The sequence below is a fragment of the Legionella gratiana genome, assembly GCF_001467695.1.
In the GTDB taxonomy this organism is placed as follows: Bacteria; Pseudomonadota; Gammaproteobacteria; order Legionellales; family Legionellaceae; genus Legionella; species Legionella gratiana.
Genome location: NZ_LNYE01000020.1, coordinates 28,600 through 49,408, shown reverse-complemented (window position 1 = coordinate 49,408; position 20,809 = coordinate 28,600). Strand labels below are relative to the sequence as shown.

The window sequence follows — 20,809 nt, the reverse complement described above, 5'->3', positions numbered from 1 at the left end:
CTTTACTTTTAAAAGTTTACTCCCTTTAAGGAAGAACGTCCATGGTAAATCTTCTTCGCGAACAACCACGCGCATTTCACATGATTTTTATGTTGGAATTATGGGAGAGGTTTGGGTTTTATACAGTGCAAGGGATTTTAACACTGTTTTTTATCCGATACTTAGGTTATAGCGATACGGTTTCTTATTATACATTTGGTGCTTTTTCAGCTCTTGTTTATGGTATGGTGGTTATTGGTGGGTACTTAGGCGATAGAATATTAGGTACCAAACGTACTATAGTTCTTGGCTTGATTGTTTTAGCAGCGGGCTATTTTTCATTAGCGATTACTGACAAAGAACATGTATTTTTTGCACTTGGTTTAATATGTGTAGGAAATGGTTTATTTAAAGCTAATCCATCGAATCTATTAGCTAAATGTTATAATGAAAATGATCCTCGGTTACATGGAGGCTTTACTTTATATTATATGGCAATTAATTTGGGCAGTATGATTGCTTTATTTGCAGGTCCTGCAATTTCAAGCCGGTATGGTTATTCCTATGCATATATGATGAGCGCAATCGGCTTGTTAATTGGATTAGCTAATTATTGGTTACAACACCAATTTATTGCTCATATTAATACGGAAGCAGACAAACGAGATATCTCGTCATTCTATTGGTTAACGATACTCTTTGGGATACTTTTACTCACTGAAATTTCAGCATATTTATTGCAACACGTAATGTTCGCAAAAAATTTATTTTGGTGTATTACGCTTCTAGTAATTGGTTATTATATTTTTATGCTACGGAAAGAAAATAAAACAGTAAGAAACCGCATGTTAGTTGCTTTAGCATTAATGTTAGAGGCGGTAATTTTCTTTACTTTATATCAGCAAATGCCGACATCGCTCAATTTATTTGCTGTGTATAACGTGACTCCTGTTTTCTTAGGAATTACTATTGATCCTCAAAGCTTCCAGGCACTGAATCCTATTTGGATTGTAATAATGAGTCCGGTGTTAGCTCACTTTTACGGTTTTTTCAATAAAAAAGGAATTTCATTTTCTATTCCTTATAAATTTTCTTTAGGTATGACTATGTGTGGGTTGAGTTTTTTAATGCTCTTTTTTGCTCGCTATTTTTATACGGAACATGGAATGGTTTCTTCATGGTGGTTGATTATAAGTTATTTATTTCAAAGTATTGGTGAGTTGCTGGTTTCTGCTTTAGGCGTGGCTATGGTTGCAGAATTAGTTCCTGCGCAAATTACTGGTTTTGTTATGGGAATGTGGTTTTTAACCTCTGCGATAGCTGGATTTATTGGTGCTAGCGTAGCTTCTTATACGGAGCTTCCCGAGCATATTAAACCGGGAATTGGTTCTTTGCTGATTTATACTGATGTATTTGCTTGTATTGGTATTGTGACTTTAATAATTGCCTTGTTTATGTGGTTATTGTCACCTCGATTAAATCGTTATATAGCTGTAAAAAAAATAGGTCCTCAGCAAGAAATAAAAGAAGCAGAATATTCTGTATCTAAGTGCTTTATAATGCAATCTGACTCTAATTCTTAAAATCAGTCTAACCGGGAGTCCATTAATATTCTAAATAAAAACAACTCGATATAAAATAATCACTTTATTTTATATCGAGTTGATGTTAATAATTTGATTTACTAAGGCTCATGAGATGAAAAGTGTTAACTTTAATTCATCTATCAAATTAGATTAACTGAATTTGTTAACGATGGCCATGCCAGCCAGCACCGCGCCATCCAGTGCCACGCCATCCAGTGTTCCATCCCGTGTTGTGCCATCCGGTGCTACGCCATCCAGTGCCGCGCCATCCACCATACCATTTATTACCACCCCAGTACCTACTGCCCCAGTATCTGCCACCCCAGACGCCTGGATAATAACTAGAATAATAAACACTCGGATAATAACCCGTATAACCACTATAATAGTAGTTTCCAGTAGAAGAGGTAACATAACAGCCGCTTAAGAATAGCGTAGGTACAAATACTAGAACTGCGATTATCGTTTTTTTCATGATCGCTCCCTCGTTCAATTATTGCACTTTAATTATAAGACGTGAACAAAAAATAGGCAAAAAGATATTTTATTTTTCAATTCATTTATTGGTTAGGATGAAACTAATGTTGCATGATTGCGAAGCATCTGCATGCCGCTCAGCAATTGAACTAACCAAATAAATATCCATTTGGTTGGAATTGTTGTAGCATTAAACGTTGTAGTGAAATTTGAAGTCGAAGCGCTGTGGTGAACCTTACAATCAGTCTACATTCACAAAAATGGATAAAAAAATATTTACTTGCCAGTGGTATCCGGCGACATAAAATCCAATCTTTTGCTTCTATCGAGATCAACAATTTAATTTCTTGGCTAAGTACCGATCCTATTAAACTTTTTGAAAAGTCGAAAAAAAGTGAGAAGCTAGAATTCATTCTTGTCTCTTTACAAGCAGCGTTATTGCAAGATTTCGGTGTTTCTATGAAAGGCGATAACGACAAAATAGATAAAAAAGACAACGATTCTGCTGAGAGGAGCAAGATCAAATTTTTATTACTTACTACTTCAGGTATTTTAGTTACTGCGTGTCAAGGATTTGATGGTATTGTGACTGTACTAAGTTTGTTTGCTTCGTCATCTTCAATTATGCTTGGAGTAGGGTTTGCTTTTATTTTACTTTCTGTGATTGCTTTTTTTGGAATTGATTTAGTTAAAGTATCTAATGCTTTAGGAGTTAAATTAAGTGAATATAAATTATTAGATGCTTATTTATTGCAATTACAAAAAATTAAGATGATTAGAAAGAAAATCAATAATTATACTCTTGTCGATATGTCACAAGAAGATTTGCACCAGTTGGAGCAGATACTTTCTATGTTGCAGAAACGATTTATGTTTCTTGCGGTAGCCAGTAAGCAATTTGATGAGGCCTTAAATAGCAAAAATATGCAAATGGTGAAAACCATGATTTCTGGGGTGTCTGCACTGTTTTTTTTAGGTGGTGGCTTTTTTGCAGGCCAATCTGTTGCTCTTTTTGTTTCGAGTCTTGTCCTGGATTCTGTACTTCCCACTTTTTGGCCGGTCATTCTTTTTAGCACGATCGTGGGATTAGCTGCACTCAGCATTTATTGGTATGTTGAGCGTCCTGGATTAGAAAAAATAGTGACTAATTGGTTTGGATTGAATGAGGAAAATGTACAGAAATTATGCGATAAAGATTTATTAATTAAAGAAGCAATGAAATTAGCACATTTAAAAGAAAAAGTGATTAACACGGCACGATTCACTAAAAGACTTGCTCAATTAGAGCATGAACTCAACGTTAACGAACAACCCATGCCTCCAGAATTAACTTGGAGTAGAAATGCTTCCGATCTAAGAGCAAGTACAAATTTTTATTCTTTCCTTAAATCACCTGTTTTGTTGACAACGGATCGTGAATATCAAGATTTGAATGAAAAGGCTTTTTCTTGTTGTCATTAACGAACGTAAGTTCTGTCTTAACAAAGTGGCTCTTCTTATTCTCTAGTCAAAGGGATCAAGATAAAGGGATTAGTGTAGCTAAAAGCATATGAGGGGATTAAGAGCTTAAAATCACCGAGGCATTTTTAATAAATGCATAGATTATGCAAAATTGTAATAGAGTCAAAAGTAATCCTTAACCTTCTTTGTACAAAATATAAGTGATTTTCAAATGTACTAGAGGTAATTAATCATGACAAAGCATTTTGTTTTTTTAGATGTTGATGACACGCTATTATATGGTACCAAACAGGTCAATCTAGCTCTTTTAAAAGAACTAAAAGCTAAAGGGATAACAGAAGTATACCTTTTTACCAACATGGGTTTAAATGATATTAAAAATTATGGTCATGAGCTTGCATCTATGAGTCGTTATGAGCTTATCCAAATTTTAAAGACAGAAGGCTTTAACGTACTTGGTGTCATTACTTCAGCAGATCCGGGATATATTGACGAGAAAGGTCGTGTCAGGCCCATTGGTTCAGCTTATAATGAGCTGTATTTGCCGTTAATGGAACAAGTAAGAAAAAATGGCCCTATTGATTTACAAAATTATAATTCAAATAAAGAAGACCTAGCCACCTATTTTATCAATGACACTAGCTGGAGAGTAGCCAGTAGTATTGTACGTGCCCGTTGTGAAACACTATTTCCTCAAACAAAAAAACAAGATGGAGTTCTTAGTCTTCAATTGAGGCAAAAAATAGATGGAAAAAACGCTGAGATTCTCACTAATTATGCAGAGGTTTTATCTTTCTTAGAAGATGAAGAAAAATGTAAGCAATATACAATTGATAGCGGTGTGGATGAACAAGTTAAATTAGAAATTCGTGGAAGTGCTACGAAAGATAACAAGGCGCTTATGATGCAACAAACAGTTGGAGAATTATTAGCATATCACGGCGGCCCCATCGCAATTAGTTTTTTTGATGATACTCAAGCACATTTATCAGGTGCCATCGAGGCTATGAAACCATATATAGACGCCGGCTTAGTTTCCTTATCAACCTGCCTAATGTCGAGAAATTATAATATATCCCAAGGCGCTGATGCTATTCAATTATATGCACATACCATTGAACAAAATGAACAATCGATCAACGCTCATAAAAAAATAGAAGTTGCCCTCTCAACTATAAATTCACTAAGATATAGATTCAGATCTGAAAGCACTGCAGAAAGTTGCAAAGAAACACTTAAACAAAATCTTCCGTATGCCACCTCAGCACAACTTGTCACACTTGCAAAAATGACGATGGATGGCACTAATCCCCTAGCTGGCAGCTCTTCACCAAAAGTGGCCTTTAAATACCTCGAAGCCTCTTACTTAAAAGCTTCTGAAGAAGAAAAAGGATTAATCGCAGTAGAAATACTGCGACTATTAGCAAAACACTCTTACAGGGTTATCAAAAATTCCGCTGTAACTGATCCTGCAATTGATGGCTTAGTAGTCGCATTGCATGGTCTTGCAAGAAACGCATCCGCTGAATCACAAGTTGCCATCGATTTGGCCCAACGTTGCCAAGAAATAAATCACTTAATTCTAAGCACATTAAAAAAATTAGATCCGTTATATGAACGAGAAACTAGTTTGCTGCATTATTGGGGTGAAAAAATAGATGAGGCTATTGTTCCTATATGTATAACTACACACTGCAATGTAGCACCAGTAAATAAATCAGGTGAAGATAAAAAAGGAATAGATGAGGAAGTAATTGAAATCGAGGAAGCAGAAATGCAGTTTATGGAGCCAGAAACTCGTGTCAGTTCACTTTCCATGTTTGCATCATCTGTCTCCTCCTCAAAAACACCACCAAGCCAGATGTTTGGAGCAGAAGAAAAAGAACAAGAGGAATCTAAACATCTTCAAGGAACTTCGATGACTAGTAACTTTTAGAACCCCGATAAGGAGCTTTTATCTCTATAAATTGAAGATTATTTCTCGTTAAAAGCAGGCAAAAATCCTCACATTGGCAATGTTGGGCTTTTGGGCTGCTTTTGCCCATTATACTGATTTCTCGCCTTGGCACGATAAATGGTTAGTAGCGCTTGGATTTATCGATGGGATAATAGAACTCACATTAAATATTTAAAGTATCTTTTACAAAGGGAATCGTTATTTTTCGCTGTGCTTCAAGAGAAGCATCATCAAGACGATTCAGTATATGATGTAGATCATGCATATTTCGCGAGCATCTATTAAGCAGAAATTGGCCAACAGTGTCTGGTAAATCAAAACCTCGTTTTAATGCATAGTGTTTTAACGTAGTAATTTTACCTTCATCATTGAGTTCCATTAATTGAATGACTAAGCCCCAACTCAATCTGGAACGTAAGTCCGCGAGTTTAATAGGAATGGTTGTCGGTGATTGGTTTCCAGAAATAATTAAAATACTTCTCTCTGTATCTTTGATTTTATTATATAAATGGAATAAAGCTTCCTCCCAAATCGGATCGGCCGCAATGATATTAATATCATCAATACAGATTAATGTTTGCTCTTCAATACCTTCTATCGTTTGTGGCCCCCACTCTTTAAGGAGAGCTAAGGGAAGATAGATTGCCGATTGAGTCGAGTTGACTGCTTGACAACATGCTTGTAATAAATGGGATTTTCCACTTCCAGAAACACCCCAAAGATAAAGTAATCGATTTTCTCTATAATTCAGTATGTTTTCTAATTGTTGTTGCAGTAGCTTATTGTTTACCCAATTAAAATCTTCAAGGCTTGCTTGATTGTTTATTTTTATAGCTAAAGCCAACTGTTTATTCATTTTGACAATTCTTTTTTGGGCCATGCTTTTCTGCCCCAAGTCCAAAGATAATCAATGTAGGTAATGGCTGTCGTTATTGTTGTTAAACAGATTAGTGTGGTCAATAAATATATAGGGAAGGCAAAATAAGCCAGTTCAAAGAGACAGGAAGTCACTAAGGTAAGCTGTAATGCAGTATTGATTTTACTCAAAAGAGTAGGTTGAAACTCTAGTTTTTGACGAATAAAATGGTACCATGCAACGACTCCGAGAGAAATAGTTAAATCTCTGAGGAATACTAATGCAACTAACCACCAAGGCAGTACACCTATTAACGCTAATGAAATAAAGCTGGAAGCGATTAATAATTTATCGGCTAGGGGATCGACAAAGGATCCAAAAAAACTTTGCCAGTTAAAGCTTCTTGCTAAAAAACCATCCAGACCATCACTAAGACCAGCTAGAATAAATAAATAAAAAGCAATAACATATTCATGATGGTATAAATAGAATAAAAAAGGAGCGATTAATAGTAAACGCAATAATGTGAGTGCATTTGGTATGTATTTTAATATCATAGGCCATACGATAGTTTAATTACCCCTTATTTTGCCCAGTACCTTTTTCACATATAAATATAAGGGTTGGCTCTTGAAGGGAATAGGTTATTTGCTAAATAGTAAGGTCTAGTGTATACAATACTTAGAGTTCTGTCACTTATGTTTCTCTTCATTTTTACGGTACATAATGACAGTGTTACCGATCATTTGCACGAATTCAGCATGCAGTTGATGACATAGTTCATTAGCCATGATAAGTCGATCTTCTTTTTCCGCACCATTTATTTTTACCTTGATGAGTTCATGGGAAAGTAAAGCAACATCTGTTTCCGCGATCACTGCTTCTGTTAGACCTTTGGCCCCAAGCAGAACAACGGGTTTTAAATGGTGGGCTTTGGCTTTAAGTGATTTTTTATATGAATTATCCACTGTAGTATCCTAAATATACCCTAAGTCATTTAGGGCCTAAATGATAAAATGGCAAATTATTGCACGTTTTGCTGGGAAAAGGTAGTGAAATTCAGTATCATAGAAATATATTGAGATCCATTTAAAAATTTATGAAGCGTACTAAAAGCAGTAAACGCTGGTTGCAAGAGCACTTTGATGATGTTTATGTAAAGAAAGCACAAGCAGAGGGTTATCGCAGTCGCGCTGTTTACAAGTTAAAAGAAGTAGATGATAAGGAGTCATTACTTAAACCTGGAATGACTGTAGTTGATCTTGGTGCTGCCCCAGGAGGGTGGACTCAGTATGTTTCGGAGCAATTACAAGGTTGCGGACGAATCATCGCTTTAGATATTTTACCTATGGATGCCCTGCCTGATGTGGATTTTATTCTTGGTGATTTCCAGGAAGAAGAAATATTTCAAAAGTTAATAAATTTAATTCCTGAACGTAGCGTAGACTTGTTATTATCAGATATGGCCCCAAATATGAGTGGAAGTAAAGCGATTGATATTCCGAGGGCAATGTATTTGGTTGAACTGGCTTTTGATTTTGCTGAAAAAATGTTAAAACCTGGAGGAGCTATGTTAATTAAAGTTTTTCATGGTTCAGGTTTTGATGATTTAGTAAAACAGGTAAGGTCTTCTTTTAAAAAAGTAGTTATTCGTAAGCCCTTGGCTTCACGTGCTCGTTCAAAAGAAACCTATTTGCTGGCAAAGGGATACAATTTATAGTAACTTTATGATCTAATAATTTTGATTGCACAATATAAAGCAGTTCGTCACTAACGAGGTTAATACTTTGAACGACATGGTTAAGAATTTATTTTTATGGCTGATTATAGCAATAGTGCTTGTTTCAGTTTTCAGTAATTTCGGCCCTCGAAACTCAGTTGCTGAAAAGCTTTCTTACAGCCAGTTTTTAAAAGAAGTTGATCAAGGTATGGTCAATTCAGTCACAATTGAAGATGATAAGATCATCAAAGGAATAACCAAAAATAATAAGCGTTTTGTGACTTACATGCCAATGCAAGATAATGCTCTTCTTGGTGAGCTATTAAAAAGTAAAGTTGATGTAAGCGGTCAGGAAAAACAGCAAGAAAGTTTCCTTCTACATTTATTTATCAACTGGTTCCCAATGTTGCTTCTAATTGGTGTTTGGGTATTTTTTATGCGTCAAATGCAAGGAGGTGGGGGTCGTGGTGCCATGTCATTTGGGCGATCACGTGCCCGCTTGCTTGGTGAAGACCAAGTCAAAGTTACTTTTGCAGATGTTGCTGGAGTTGATGAAGCAAAAGAAGAAGTTAAAGAATTGGTTGATTTCTTGCGCGATCCCACCAAATTTCAAAATCTTGGTGGGCGTATTCCACGTGGGGTGTTGCTGGTTGGTTCGCCCGGAACTGGTAAAACGCTCTTAGCTAGAGCCGTTGCAGGTGAAGCGAAGGTTCCTTTTTTCACGATTTCAGGTTCTGATTTTGTCGAAATGTTTGTTGGGGTAGGAGCCTCTCGTGTTCGTGATATGTTTGAACAAGCAAAAAAACATGCTCCTTGTATCATTTTCATAGATGAGATTGACGCTGTAGGGCGTCATAGAGGCGCGGGTCTTGGGGGTGGTCATGATGAACGAGAGCAAACCCTGAACCAATTGCTTGTTGAAATGGATGGTTTTGAAGGTAATGAAGGAGTTATTGTTGTTGCTGCAACTAACCGCCCAGATGTTTTAGACCCTGCATTATTACGTCCAGGTCGTTTTGACCGCCAAGTTGTAGTACCTTTGCCTGATATTCGAGGACGAGAACAAATATTAAGAGTACATTTGCAAAAAACTCCAGTAGACACCAATGTAGATGTAATGGCCATCGCTCGTGGAACCCCTGGATTTTCTGGTGCTGATTTAGCAAATCTTGTGAATGAAGCAGCCTTATTTGCTGCACGAGCTAATAAACGCAAAGTAAGCATGGTGGAATTGGATAATGCAAAAGATAAAATTATGATGGGGGCTGAACGGCGCTCCATGGTAATGGATGATAATGAGAAAAAGTTAACAGCATATCACGAAGCAGGACATGCGATTGTAGGCTTATGTGTACCAGAGCATGATCCTGTCTATAAAGTTTCTATTATTCCTCGTGGACGCGCGCTGGGCGTGACTATGTTTCTGCCTGAGCAAGATAGATACAGTCATAGCAAGCGTCGCTTGGAAAGTCAATTATCCAGTTTATTTGGTGGGCGAATTGCTGAAGAGCTTATTTTTGGTCCGGAAAGTGTGACTACAGGTGCTTCGAATGACATTATGCGCTCTACGGAGATAGCGCGTAAAATGGTTACTACATGGGGATTATCGACTTTAGGACCACTTACCTTTGGCGAAGAGGAAGAAGAGGTATTCTTAGGCCGTTCAATGAATAAGCACAAAGAAATGTCAGACAGGACAGCCCAACAGATTGATGATGAAGTACGAGCAATTATTGATAGAAACTATAAGCGAGCTAAGGAAATTCTGGTTACCAACATGGATAAACTCCATTTAATGGCGCAAAGCTTAATCAAGTATGAAACTATAGATTTTCAACAAATCCAAGAAATTATGTCAGGTAAAGAACCTTCACCACCACAAGACTGGGATTCATCAAAACCTTTAGATGGTGCCGACATACTGGATAATAATAAGCAGCCTGAGAAACCAACTGATCCTGAAGTAATAATAAATCCTGCCGAAGAGCACTGAACTTATTAATCATAGTGAGAGACGCAGGTGAATTCAAAGCAATTTATGAGTTGGCTTCAGCATCAACGCCAACTCACTCCAGACAGTCCTTCTGACAATCCATTAATAATGGGTATATTAAATGTCACACCCGATTCTTTTTCTGATGGAGGCCATTTTTTATCAGTGGATAATGCATGTGAACATGCATTTCAATTAATTACTCAAGGAGTGGATATAATTGATATTGGTGGACAATCCACGCGACCTGGCGCTCAGCAAGTATCAGTAGATGCTGAGTTAAAGAGAGTTATTCCTGTAATTGAACAAATTCGTTTTGATTCGGATATTTGTATTTCCATTGATACAAACAAGCCAGAAGTGATGGAAGCAGCTGTAAATGCAGGTGCTAATTTAATTAACGACGTTTATGCGTTACGTACCGACGGAGCTCTTTCAATGGCAGCCAAACTTGCAGTTCCCGTTTGTTTGATGCATATGCAAGGAGAGCCGCAAAATATGCAGGATGATCCTCATTATGCAGATGGCGTACTTAATGAGATAATGCACTTTTTTAAGGAGCGTATCACGGAATGTGAGCGTCAAGGTATTAATCGCCAGAATATCATCTTAGATCCTGGTTTTGGTTTTGGAAAACGAGTACATGATAATTTGCTCCTAGTCAAAAAGCTTGATATTTTTTCGTCATTTGGATTGCCTTTGCTTTTAGGGGCATCACGTAAAAGCACCATTGGTGCCATACTTGGAAAAAAGATTGGCGACCGTTTAATAGGCAGCATTGCAGTGGCGGTGTATGCGGCATTGAAAGGCGTTGGAATTATAAGAACGCATGATGTCGATGAAACAAAACAAGCGTTATATATGATCAATATGATTTGTCGTGCGGATAGTACATCCCAGGCAGCATCGATTACATGAGAGGTAAGTAAGGATGAGTCAGCGAAAATATTTTGGTACTGATGGTATTCGTGGGCATGTGGGGCTATCCAATATTAATCCTGAATTTGTATTAAAATTAGGCTGGGCAGTGGGTCAGGTATTGGCTAATGGTCATCGCAAAAAAGTAGTTATCGGTAAAGACACAAGAGTGTCTGGTTATATGTTAGAGTCTGCTTTAGAGGCTGGCTTATCTGCAGCTGGAGTTGATGTTGCTTTATTAGGTCCGATGCCAACACCAGGCATTGCCTATTTAACTCAAACGCTAAGAGCTAATGCAGGTATTGTGATTAGTGCGTCACACAATCTGTTTGAAGATAATGGGATTAAGTTTTTTTCTGCAGAGGGTGGAAAATTGCCCGATAGTGTTGAGCTCGCTATAGAAGCAGAACTGGAAAAAAAGATGCAAACCGTATCTTCTGAAAAATTGGGTAAGGCAACACGAATTAATGATGCAACTGGACGTTATATAGAGTTTTGCAAGTCTACCATTCCTTCTTTAACACGATTATCAGGGTTAAAGATTATTGTTGATTGTGCAAATGGTGCGACTTATCATATTGCACCGAATGTATTTGCAGAACTTGGCGCTCAGGTTATCTCTATAGGCAATCGTCCCGATGGTTTTAATATCAATGAAAATTGTGGCTCAACTTCACCAGAGCTATTAAGGCAAAAGGTCATTAGTACAGGGGCAGATATTGGTATAGGACTTGATGGTGATGGCGATCGCGCTATTTTAATTGATTCAGAGGGCAACCTCGTTAATGGCGATCAAATTCTATATATTATTGCCAAAGACAGACAACAACGAGGTGTATTACATGGAGGAGTGGTTGGAACATTGATGAGTAATTATGGCTTGGAACGGGCGCTTAATGATCTAGGCATTCCATTCATTCGCTCAAAAGTGGGTGACCGATATGTTCTAGAGGCTTTACACAAAAATGATTGGAAAATTGGTGGGGAACCTTCAGGGCATATCGTGTGTTTGGATAAGACTACAACCGGTGATGGAATAGTTGCTGCATTACAAGTCTTATCGATGATGGTAAAGCAAGGTAAAACACTACAACAATTAACGCAAGGTCTTACATTATTACCACAAAGTCTTGTAAATTTAAAAACCGAACACGCAGAACTTTTAGCTAAAAATTTACAAGTGATTGAACGAGTCAAGGTTTTAGAAGAACGTTTACATGGTGAAGGACGAGTGTTGCTTAGACCATCAGGTACAGAACCTCTACTACGCGTTATGGTAGAAGGGATTAACGAATCCTTAGTAAAGCAATACGCACAAAAACTTTGTGAAGACATAAGTCAAATTGATGATCGTATAGCCATAGAGTAGATTATTGGCCCAGTAATGATTGCTCAAAGAAAGCTTTTAATAAAAAAAATACAATAAGACTACACATCTGGTCTGAGTTTGGGTATAGTCCGCAGTGGAAAATAAGAGGGTAAATTAATGAGACAAAAAATAGTCGCTGGCAATTGGAAAATGAATGGTCAGCTACAACAAGTAATTCAATTAACAAATGAACTTAAAGAGTTACTCCAGTCTGTTAAAAATACCCATGTTGTGGTTATGCCACCATCAATTTATATACCGCAAGTTAGGAGCATAATTGCAGGAAGTACTATTGAGCTAGGAGCTCAGAATGTATATCCCAAGGATTTTGGGGCTTATACAGGAGAGATATCAGCTCCAATGCTGAAGGATTTTAACTGTCGCTACATCTTAGTAGGGCATTCCGAGAGAAGGCGTGGATTTCACGAAGATGAAAATTTTGTAGCGCAAAAATTCCACCATGTAAAAGATCATGGTATGATACCTGTTCTTTGTGTCGGTGAAACACTAATTGAACGTGAAAAAGGGCAGACGGAACAAGTTATAGCAAATCAACTGCTGGCAGTATGCGAACAAGATAAAAATTGCTTTCGTGATTGTGTGGTAGCTTACGAGCCGGTGTGGGCAATAGGTACTGGAAAGACTGCATCACCTGAACAGGCTCAGGAAGTACATAAGTTCATTAGAAAGCTGGTTGCAGGAATAAATGATAGCGATGCTGAACGCTTACCACTTCTTTATGGCGGTAGTGTTAATGAAAGTAATGCTGCTGCACTATTTTCGATGCCAGATGTTGATGGTGGTTTGGTAGGGGGAGCGTCGTTGAACGCGAAACAGTTTGTGGAAATTGTGAAATGTATCAATTGATATTAATGATTCATGTAATCGTTGCTGTAGTTTTAATTGGCTTGGTTCTTATCCAACATGGTAAAGGTGCTGATATTGGCGCAGCTTTCGGATCAGGAGCATCAAATACACTATTTGGTAGCCAAGGAACTGGAAGCTTTTTATTTAAATTAACGGGTGCTTTAGCGCTGATTTTTTTTGTTACTAGCTTATTGCTATCCTATTTAGTATCTATGCAATATAAAAAAGCGGAACAACAAGTAATTCCTCAGCAAACAAGCGTACCGGTGGATTCAATTCCAGTACCGATTGATAACACTAATAAAAAGGATAAGTAAAACTTTTTACTTTGCTCCTGAAGTAAAAAGAAATGGTTAAAAAGTAATAATAAATAGAAAAACATGCCGAAGTGGTGAAATTGGTAGACACGCCGTCTTGAGGGGGCGGTGGCGTAAGCCGTGCCGGTTCGAGTCCGGCCTTCGGCACCATTTTAATCCGTGCAAGGTACAAAAATGCTATCTCAATATTTTCCAGTTCTTATTTTTATAGTTATTGGAGTCGCATTAGGTTTAGCGATGATAGGTGCTGGTAGCCTATTTTCAAAACATAAGCCTGATGATGCCAAAAACTCACCTTACGAATGTGGATTTGGTGCATTTGAAAATGCCCATATCCCTTTTGATGTTCGATTTTATCTTGTTGCTATTCTGTTCATTATTTTCGATTTAGAAACGGCTTTCTTTTTTCCATGGGCCTTGGTTCTACGTAAGATAGGTTGGTTTGGTTTTGCAGGGATGATGTTATTTCTAGGATTATTAGTTATTGGCTTCATTTATGAATGGAAACGAGGCGCACTTGAGTGGGAATAAGTTTTAGGTGCAAGTAATGTTCATTTCTGATCGACTTCTATAAGCAGAAGTATCCGATTAGAAATACTCTTTTTTTTATTAATATTTAACTGCTTAGAGGCTAGCTATGGCGGTTGCTGAATTGCAAAAAAGTGGCTTTGTAACGACTTCGGTCGAGAAACTTGTTGGATGGGCGCGTAGTGGGTCCATGTGGCCTATGACGTTTGGTTTAGCATGTTGTGCAGTAGAAATGATGCATGCTGGTGCTGCGCGTTATGATTTGGACCGATTTGGAATTATTTTTCGGCCTAGTCCACGCCAATCTGATGTGATGATAGTTGCTGGTACGTTGTGTAATAAAATGGCTCCTGCTTTGCGCAAAGTCTATGATCAAATGCCTGAACCTCGATGGGTTGTGTCCATGGGGTCCTGTGCTAATGGTGGAGGATATTATCACTATTCTTATTCAGTAGTTCGAGGGTGTGATCGTATCGTTCCTGTTGATGTGTATGTGCCAGGTTGCCCTCCAACTGCTGAGGCATTGCTTTATGGGATTATTCAATTACAAAACAAAATCAGGCATAAAAAAATCTTAGAAGGTTAAGGTTATCGAAGGTGCAAATTAGATGATAAAAAATGATTATTTGGTTGAACAACTCAAGAGCGAATTGGCAAGTTATATTAGCAACATATCTGTCGCTCATGATGAAGTAACCATTGAAATTGATGGATTAAATCTAAAAGCAGTAATGCTCGAATTACGTGATTTAGATGCTTTTTGTTTTGATCAGCTTATTGATCTTTGTGCAGTGGATTACTTGCTTTATGGTCAATATGATTGGGAAACAGATACAGCAACTGAAAAAGGCTTTTCTCGAGGTGTTGAACGTCAAGAAGTTAAAGCATACACCCTCAATAAACCTCGTTTTGCAGTAGTTTACCATCTACTTTCAACTCAAAAAAATCATCGCTTGCGCGTTAAAGTATTTGTTGATGAGTCGCATCTAATTGTTCCATCAGTACATGATTTATGGAAAGGGGCGAATTGGTTTGAGCGAGAGGCTTATGATCTATACGGTATTTTATTTGATGGACATCCTGATTTAAGAAGGATTTTGACTGATTATGGCTTTATTGGATATCCATTTCGCAAAGATTTCCCACTGAGTGGCCATGTCGAAATGCGCTATGATGCAAAATCTGAAAAAGTTATTTATGCTCCAGTAGATATTGAGCCGAGAGTTTTAGTGCCCAAGGTTATTCGTAATGATAACCGTTATGTTGGTAATAAAGGTGGCGAAAATGATTGAACTAAAAAACTATACTTTAAATTTTGGCCCACAACACCCAGCGGCACACGGCGTGTTACGTTTAGTTCTTGAACTCGAAGGCGAAACAATAATACGCGCTGATCCTCACATTGGTTTATTACATAGAGCAACAGAAAAATTAGCAGAAACAAAACCCTATATACAAACTATTGGTTATATGGATAGGCTGGATTATGTTTCTATGATGTGTAATGAGCATGCATATGTGCGAGCAATCGAAAAACTTTTAAATATAGAAATCCCCTTACGTGCTCAATATATTCGAACCATGTTTGATGAAGTAACACGTATCTTAAATCATCTTTTATGGCTGGGAGCAATTGCACTTGACATAGGGGCTATGACTGTTTTTTTATATTGTTTTAGGGAGCGTGAAGATTTATTTGACTGCTATGAAGCTGTATCTGGAGCCCGAATGCACGCGACTTACTATAGACCAGGTGGTGTAGCACGGGATTTGCCTGATACGATGCCTAAGTATCAAGCGTCAAAATGGCACAATGACCGCGAAGTTGAAAAACTAAATGAAGAGCGTAATGGCACCCTACTTGATTTTCTTTGGGCATTTACTGAGCGTTTTCCACGTTGTGTTGATGAATATGAAACATTATTAACTGACAATAGAATTTGGAAGCAACGAACCGTTGATATTGGCATTGTTTCACCGGAAGATGCACTGCAATGGGGCTTTACAGGACCCATGCTTCGTGGTTCTGGAATTGCTTGGGATTTACGAAAAAAGCAAAGCTATGCAGCATATGATCGTGTAGATTTCGATATTCCGGTAGGTAAAACAGGTGATTGTTATGATCGCTATTTAGTCCGAGTAGAAGAGCTAAGGCAATCAAATCGTATTATTAGGCAATGTATTGAGTGGTTGAAAGCAAATCCAGGTCCAGTTCGAATAGATGATTATAAAGTTACACCACCTCGACGCGTGGAAATGAAAGAAGATATGGAAGAACTAATTCATCATTTTAAATTATTTACTGAGGGTTTTTGTTTACCTCGAGGTGAAGTATATAGTGCTGTTGAAGCACCTAAAGGCGAGTTTGGTATTTATATGGTATCTGATGGTGCCAACAAACCCTATAGGTTGAAAATTCGTGCTCCTGGCTTTGCTCATTTGTCCAGTTATGATGAAATGACTCGAGGGCATATGATTGCTGATGGTGTAGCTATTTTAGCAAGCCAGGATATAGTATTTGGTGAAATTGATCGTTAACTCTTAATGGTACGTTGTTTTGCAAGTCATGTAAATTTTTTGCACGACCCCCTAAATAAAAGGTTTAGAAATGTCTGATAATTCAGCAAAAATATTGCGTCAACTAGTCTCGGCCGAGAGAATAAAAGAAATTGATCATTGGATTGCGAAATATCCAACGGATCAAAAACAATCTGCTGTCATGAGTGCTTTAAGAATTGTTCAAGAGGAGCATGGCTATTTAAGTACTGAATTAATGGATGCAATTGCCAATTATCTTGATATGCCATCAATAGCGATTTATGAAGTAGCCAGTTTCTATACGATGTATGAGCATAAGCAAGTGGGCAGACATCTGATAAATGTATGTACCAATATTTCATGCATGCTTTGTGATTCTGCTGCTGTTGTGGAGCACCTAGAAAAAAAATTGTGTATAAAATTAGGTGAAACTACGGATGATGGGCGCTTTACTTTAAGAGCAGTGGAATGTTTGGGTGCTTGTGTGAATGCACCAATGATGCAGGTAGACAAAGACTATCATGAAAATTTGACTCCTGAATCAATAGACAAAGTGTTGGAACAATACCAATAAGATAGAGGTGGTTGCCGTGGTTGAATTAAATCAAGTTTGTTATCGAACATTTCATCTACCAGAGCCTTGGACACTATCTGCATATGAAAGTGTTGGTGGATACAGTGCTTGGAGAAAAATTTTAAAAGAACAAACTTCTCCACAACATATTATTGATGAATTAAAAACTTCTGCATTACGAGGCCGAGGTGGTGCTGGATTCCCTACCGGGTTGAAATGGAGTTTTATGAACCGCAATAATCCAGTACAAAAATACGTGGTATGTAATTCTGATGAAGGCGAACCAGGTACGTGTAAGGACCGAGATATACTAAGATTTAATCCTCATCAGCTTATAGAAGGCATGGCTATTGCAGGATATACCATGGGAGCAACGGTAGGCTATAACTACATTCGTGGCGAATTTTGGCTACCTTATGAACATACCGAAATGGCCCTAAAGGAAGCTTACGCTGCAGGACTATTGGGCAAAAATATTTTAGGCTCTGGTGTTACTTTTGATTTATACAATCACTTGGGTGCGGGTGCTTATATTTGCGGTGAAGAAACTGCGCTACTTAACTCTCTTGAAGGAAAGAAAGGACAACCACGCTTTAAACCACCATTCCCTGCAAATTACGGTTTGTATGGTAAACCCACGACAATAAATAACACCGAAACTTTTGCCTCTGTTCCTGTGATTATGGAAAAAGGTGGTGAGTGGTTCTTAAAATTAGGTAAACCTAATAATGGCGGAGCTAAGTGCTTCAGCGTCAGTGGGCATGTGAATAAGCCTGGAAACTTTGAAATTCCATTAGGTACACCTTTTAAAGTGCTTTTACAGTTAGCAGGTGGAGTTCGAGAAGGTCGAAAGATAAAAGCGGTGATCCCTGGAGGAACATCAATGCCTGTTTTGCCAGGCGACGTTATGATGGGTCTTGATATGGATTATGACAGCATACAAAAGGCTGGTTCAGGACTAGGGTCAGGTGCAGTAATCGTCATGGATGAAACTACATGTATGGTAGATGCATTATATCGTATCGCAGAGTTTTATATGGATGAGTCTTGTGGTCAATGTACTCCATGTCGCGAAGGTACTGGTTGGATGGTTCGTATATTACACCGCATTAAGGATGGCCATGGGGAACCTGGGGATGTAGAGAGATTAGTCAATGTTGCGAATAATATCGAAGGACGCACTATTTGTGCATTAGGTGAGGCAGCAGCTTGGCCTGTACAAAGTTTTGTTAAGCATTTCCGCGATGAATTTGAATATTTCGTGAAACATAAACGCTCAATCGTCGCAGCATAATTAAAAGGTTTGACTATGACTACTACTATTGAAATCGACGGTAAAGTATTTGAAGCAGAAAATGGTCAGATGATCATTGAAGTGGCAGATGAAGCTGGTATCCATATTCCACGCTTTTGTTATCATAAAAAGTTATCTGTGGCCGCAAATTGCCGCATGTGTTTAGTGGAAGTAGAAAATGGCAGAAAGCCAGTTCCTGCTTGTGCAACACCCATCACCAATGGGATGAAAGTATTTACAAAATCAAAAGAAGCGTTACATTCCCAAAAAGCAGTAATGGAGTTTCTGCTCATTAATCACCCCTTAGACTGCCCAATATGTGATCAAGGCGGAGAATGCGAATTACAAGATAATTCTATGGGATTTGGCTCCGATTCTTCAGAGTATAGGGAAACAAAACGTTCTGTAGATGACGATAATTTAGGACCACTTATTTCTACCGAAATGACTCGATGCATCCATTGTACTCGCTGTGTTCGCTTTGGCGAAGAAATAGCTGGATTAAGAGAGTTAGGAGCAACAGGACGTGGTGAACACATGCAAATCGGTACTTATGTTCAGCACAGTATGAAGTCAGAAGTTTCTGGCAATATTATTGATTTATGCCCTGTCGGAGCCCTAACATCAAAACCTTTTCGTTTTACAGCAAGAGCATGGGAATTGACTCAACATGAAGGTGTTGTGCCGCATGATTGTTTAGGATCAAATATTTATTTGCATACGCGTCGAAATGAGTTAATGCGTGTTGTTCCCAAGGAAAACGAAGCAATTAATGAAACATGGTTATCGGATCGCGATCGATTCAGTTATTTAGGATTAAAAAGCGCAGCAAGAGCTTCTCAGCCCCAAATTAAACGAAACGGTCAATGGGAAACGGTTGATTGGGAAACAGCCTTAAAATTTACGGCAGATGGGCTAGCTCGCGTTATAAAAAATAATGGTCCAGAGCAAGTAGCCGCTTTTGCTTCAAGTTCTTCTACTTTAGAGGAGCTGTTTTTATTGCAAAAACTGATGCGTGAACTTGGGGTGCACAATCTCGATCATAGAGTGCAACAAGTAGATTTTAAAGATCAAGAAAATCAAACAACGACTCCGAAAAGCTCCTTGGCTTATGCAGATATAGAGCATCAAAATTCGATACTACTTATTGGGTGTAATATTGATCGAGAAGTTCCTTTGGCCGGTGTTCGAGTTCGTAAGGCTTTTCGTAATGGAGCCAAAGTTTATGCAATTAATCCAGCAGATTTTGAATACCGCTTTGATCTGAGTGAACGCGTTATCATTTCACCTCTGGAAATGCCACTACAATTGGCGAAACTTATTTTAGCCCTTACCGATAATGTAAAGAATTTACCTGATGAAATACAAAAATTATTAATAGGCTTAGAGCCGGATGAGGCAATTCGAAGTGTTGCTCGGGCATTAAAAGAAGAAAAGGCGTGCCTAGTTACCGGTGCACTTTGCGAAAATCATCCAGAAGCTTCCTTATTGCGCACTTTTGTTTTCTTAATTGAAAAATTAAGTGGTGCAAAAGCACTCAGGTTGACTCATGGGGCTAATGCTGCAGGAGCTTGGATGGCAGGGATGGTCCCCCATAGGGCAGCTGCAGGGAAATCTTCCACTTTAGGAATGGATATCCAGTCAGCGCTCAATGCTAAGCTCAAAGGATATGTTTTAATGGGGGTTGAGCCAGGGTTTGACTTTGCTAATCCCTTTGGTGCAAGACAAGCGATGCTTGCTGCGGAATTTGTGGTACTTCTCTCTGCTTATGATCATGAATCTATGCATGATTATGCAGATGTAATCTTACCTATGGCTCCTTATGCAGAAACGTCAGGGACATATATTAATGTTGATAATACTTGGCAAACAGTAAAAGGAGCTGTACCTCCTTATGGAGATTCTCGACCTGCATGGAAAATTTTAAGAGTGCTAGGTAATTTGCTTCATTGCAAAGATTTTGAATATATGTCGACTGAAGAGGTATTGACTGAAATTAAAAATATTCTTGCAATTACAATGGAGCATGAATATAAACCTTATTATCCTGAGTGCTTACCACTAATGAATCAATCCTTAGTCCGAGTAGGCGAGTGGCCTCTATATCGTAGTGACGCAATTGTCAGAAATACTAAGGAGTTGCAAACATGTGCTGCAGCTGAATCAGCATGTATACGCATCAATCCTGAAACAGCAGATAAATTAAAATTAGATGATGTTGCTACTGTATCTCAGGGAGATATTGAGATAACATTGCCGCTTAAACGTGATGAGCGCATTGCGGCAGATGTTGTATGGGTAGCAAACGCGATGCCTGAGACTGTTGATTTAGGACATTCATTTGCTGCAATAACTATTAAGCGCTAGGCAGGTAA

20 protein-coding genes and 1 tRNA gene are annotated in these 20,809 nt (G+C 38.2%); 17 read left to right on the top strand and 4 right to left on the bottom strand.

Annotated elements, in window-relative coordinates; genetic code table 11:
• Positions 1 to 41: 41 nt before the first annotated feature.
• On the top strand, positions 42 to 1,562 hold the full coding sequence (locus Lgra_RS05060; protein WP_058498190.1) for an oligopeptide:H+ symporter: 1,521 nt from the start codon (positions 42 to 44) through the stop codon (positions 1,560 to 1,562).
• A 166-nt stretch (positions 1,563 to 1,728) separates the two neighbouring features.
• On the opposite strand, the gene Lgra_RS05055 is transcribed toward Lgra_RS05060, so the two are convergent.
• Positions 1,729 to 2,040, bottom strand: a complete 312-nt coding sequence (locus tag Lgra_RS05055) for a hypothetical protein (protein ID WP_083502858.1) — start codon at positions 2,038 to 2,040, stop codon at positions 1,729 to 1,731.
• Positions 2,041 to 2,270: 230 nt separating this feature from the next.
• On the opposite strand from Lgra_RS05055, the gene Lgra_RS05050 reads away from it, so the two are divergent.
• Positions 2,271 to 3,503, top strand: a complete 1,233-nt coding sequence (locus Lgra_RS05050) for a hypothetical protein (protein WP_058498188.1) — start codon at positions 2,271 to 2,273, stop codon at positions 3,501 to 3,503.
• A 232-nt stretch (positions 3,504 to 3,735) separates the two neighbouring features.
• The gene (locus Lgra_RS05045; RefSeq protein WP_058498187.1) at positions 3,736 to 5,439 is read left to right on the top strand and encodes an HAD family hydrolase; all 1,704 of its coding nucleotides are present in this window, start codon (positions 3,736 to 3,738) and stop codon (positions 5,437 to 5,439) included.
• Between the two features lie 184 nt (positions 5,440 to 5,623).
• Here the strand turns inward: Lgra_RS05045 and hda are convergent, their stop codons facing one another.
• From hda to yhbY, 3 genes are all read right to left on the bottom strand, one after another.
• A complete protein-coding gene (hda, locus tag Lgra_RS05040) occupies positions 5,624 to 6,316 on the bottom strand; it encodes a DnaA regulatory inactivator Hda (protein ID WP_058498699.1) in 693 nt (230 codons plus the stop codon).
• Positions 6,313 to 6,873 (bottom strand): CDP-alcohol phosphatidyltransferase family protein, encoded by a 561-nt coding sequence (locus Lgra_RS05035; protein ID WP_058498186.1) that lies wholly within the window; start codon positions 6,871 to 6,873, stop codon positions 6,313 to 6,315. The genes hda and Lgra_RS05035 overlap by 4 nt, the downstream gene beginning before the upstream one ends.
• A gap of 135 nt (positions 6,874 to 7,008) precedes the next feature.
• Entirely contained in the window at positions 7,009 to 7,284 is a 276-nt protein-coding gene (yhbY, locus tag Lgra_RS05030; RefSeq protein WP_058498185.1) for a ribosome assembly RNA-binding protein YhbY, read from the bottom strand.
• Between the two features lie 131 nt (positions 7,285 to 7,415).
• Here yhbY and rlmE point away from each other — a divergent pair, with 131 nt between their 5' ends.
• The 14 genes from rlmE (at position 7,416) to nuoG (ending at position 20,801) form a co-directional block, all read left to right on the top strand.
• Entirely contained in the window at positions 7,416 to 8,036 is a 621-nt protein-coding gene (rlmE, locus tag Lgra_RS05025) for a 23S rRNA (uridine(2552)-2'-O)-methyltransferase RlmE (RefSeq protein ID WP_058498184.1), read from the top strand.
• A gap of 76 nt (positions 8,037 to 8,112) precedes the next feature.
• Complete coding sequence (ftsH, locus tag Lgra_RS05020; protein WP_058498183.1) at positions 8,113 to 10,029, top strand: ATP-dependent zinc metalloprotease FtsH; 1,917 nt, start codon at positions 8,113 to 8,115, stop codon at positions 10,027 to 10,029.
• Positions 10,030 to 10,056: 27 nt separating this feature from the next.
• Complete coding sequence (gene folP, locus Lgra_RS05015; RefSeq protein ID WP_058498182.1) at positions 10,057 to 10,947, top strand: dihydropteroate synthase; 891 nt, start codon at positions 10,057 to 10,059, stop codon at positions 10,945 to 10,947.
• Positions 10,948 to 10,960: 13 nt separating this feature from the next.
• Positions 10,961 to 12,316 (top strand): phosphoglucosamine mutase, encoded by a 1,356-nt coding sequence (glmM, locus tag Lgra_RS05010; protein WP_058498181.1) that lies wholly within the window; start codon positions 10,961 to 10,963, stop codon positions 12,314 to 12,316.
• Between the two features lie 117 nt (positions 12,317 to 12,433).
• Entirely contained in the window at positions 12,434 to 13,183 is a 750-nt protein-coding gene (tpiA, locus tag Lgra_RS05005; protein WP_058498180.1) for a triose-phosphate isomerase, read from the top strand.
• A complete protein-coding gene (gene secG, locus Lgra_RS05000) occupies positions 13,171 to 13,500 on the top strand; it encodes a preprotein translocase subunit SecG (RefSeq protein ID WP_058498179.1) in 330 nt (109 codons plus the stop codon). The genes tpiA and secG overlap by 13 nt, the downstream gene beginning before the upstream one ends.
• Before the next feature lie 65 nt (positions 13,501 to 13,565).
• A tRNA-Leu gene (locus Lgra_RS04995) sits at positions 13,566 to 13,650 on the top strand.
• Positions 13,651 to 13,674: 24 nt separating this feature from the next.
• Entirely contained in the window at positions 13,675 to 14,031 is a 357-nt protein-coding gene (locus Lgra_RS04990) for an NADH-quinone oxidoreductase subunit A (protein WP_058498178.1), read from the top strand.
• 106 nt (positions 14,032 to 14,137) lie between these two features.
• Positions 14,138 to 14,614, top strand: a complete 477-nt coding sequence (locus tag Lgra_RS04985; RefSeq protein ID WP_058498177.1) for a NuoB/complex I 20 kDa subunit family protein — start codon at positions 14,138 to 14,140, stop codon at positions 14,612 to 14,614.
• Between the two features lie 22 nt (positions 14,615 to 14,636).
• Positions 14,637 to 15,320, top strand: a complete 684-nt coding sequence (locus tag Lgra_RS04980; RefSeq protein WP_058498176.1) for an NADH-quinone oxidoreductase subunit C — start codon at positions 14,637 to 14,639, stop codon at positions 15,318 to 15,320.
• Positions 15,313 to 16,566, top strand: coding sequence for an NADH-quinone oxidoreductase subunit D (locus Lgra_RS04975; RefSeq protein WP_058498175.1), 1,254 nt, complete (start codon positions 15,313 to 15,315; stop codon positions 16,564 to 16,566). Before Lgra_RS04980 ends, Lgra_RS04975 begins: the two co-directional genes overlap by 8 nt.
• A 70-nt stretch (positions 16,567 to 16,636) precedes the next feature.
• On the top strand, positions 16,637 to 17,140 hold the full coding sequence (nuoE, locus tag Lgra_RS04970; protein WP_058498174.1) for an NADH-quinone oxidoreductase subunit NuoE: 504 nt from the start codon (positions 16,637 to 16,639) through the stop codon (positions 17,138 to 17,140).
• Positions 17,141 to 17,156: 16 nt separating this feature from the next.
• Positions 17,157 to 18,434 (top strand): NADH-quinone oxidoreductase subunit NuoF, encoded by a 1,278-nt coding sequence (gene nuoF / locus Lgra_RS04965; protein WP_058498173.1) that lies wholly within the window; start codon positions 17,157 to 17,159, stop codon positions 18,432 to 18,434.
• Between the two features lie 15 nt (positions 18,435 to 18,449).
• Entirely contained in the window at positions 18,450 to 20,801 is a 2,352-nt protein-coding gene (gene nuoG / locus Lgra_RS04960) for an NADH-quinone oxidoreductase subunit NuoG (protein ID WP_058498172.1), read from the top strand.
• Positions 20,802 to 20,809: the final 8 nt, after the last annotated feature.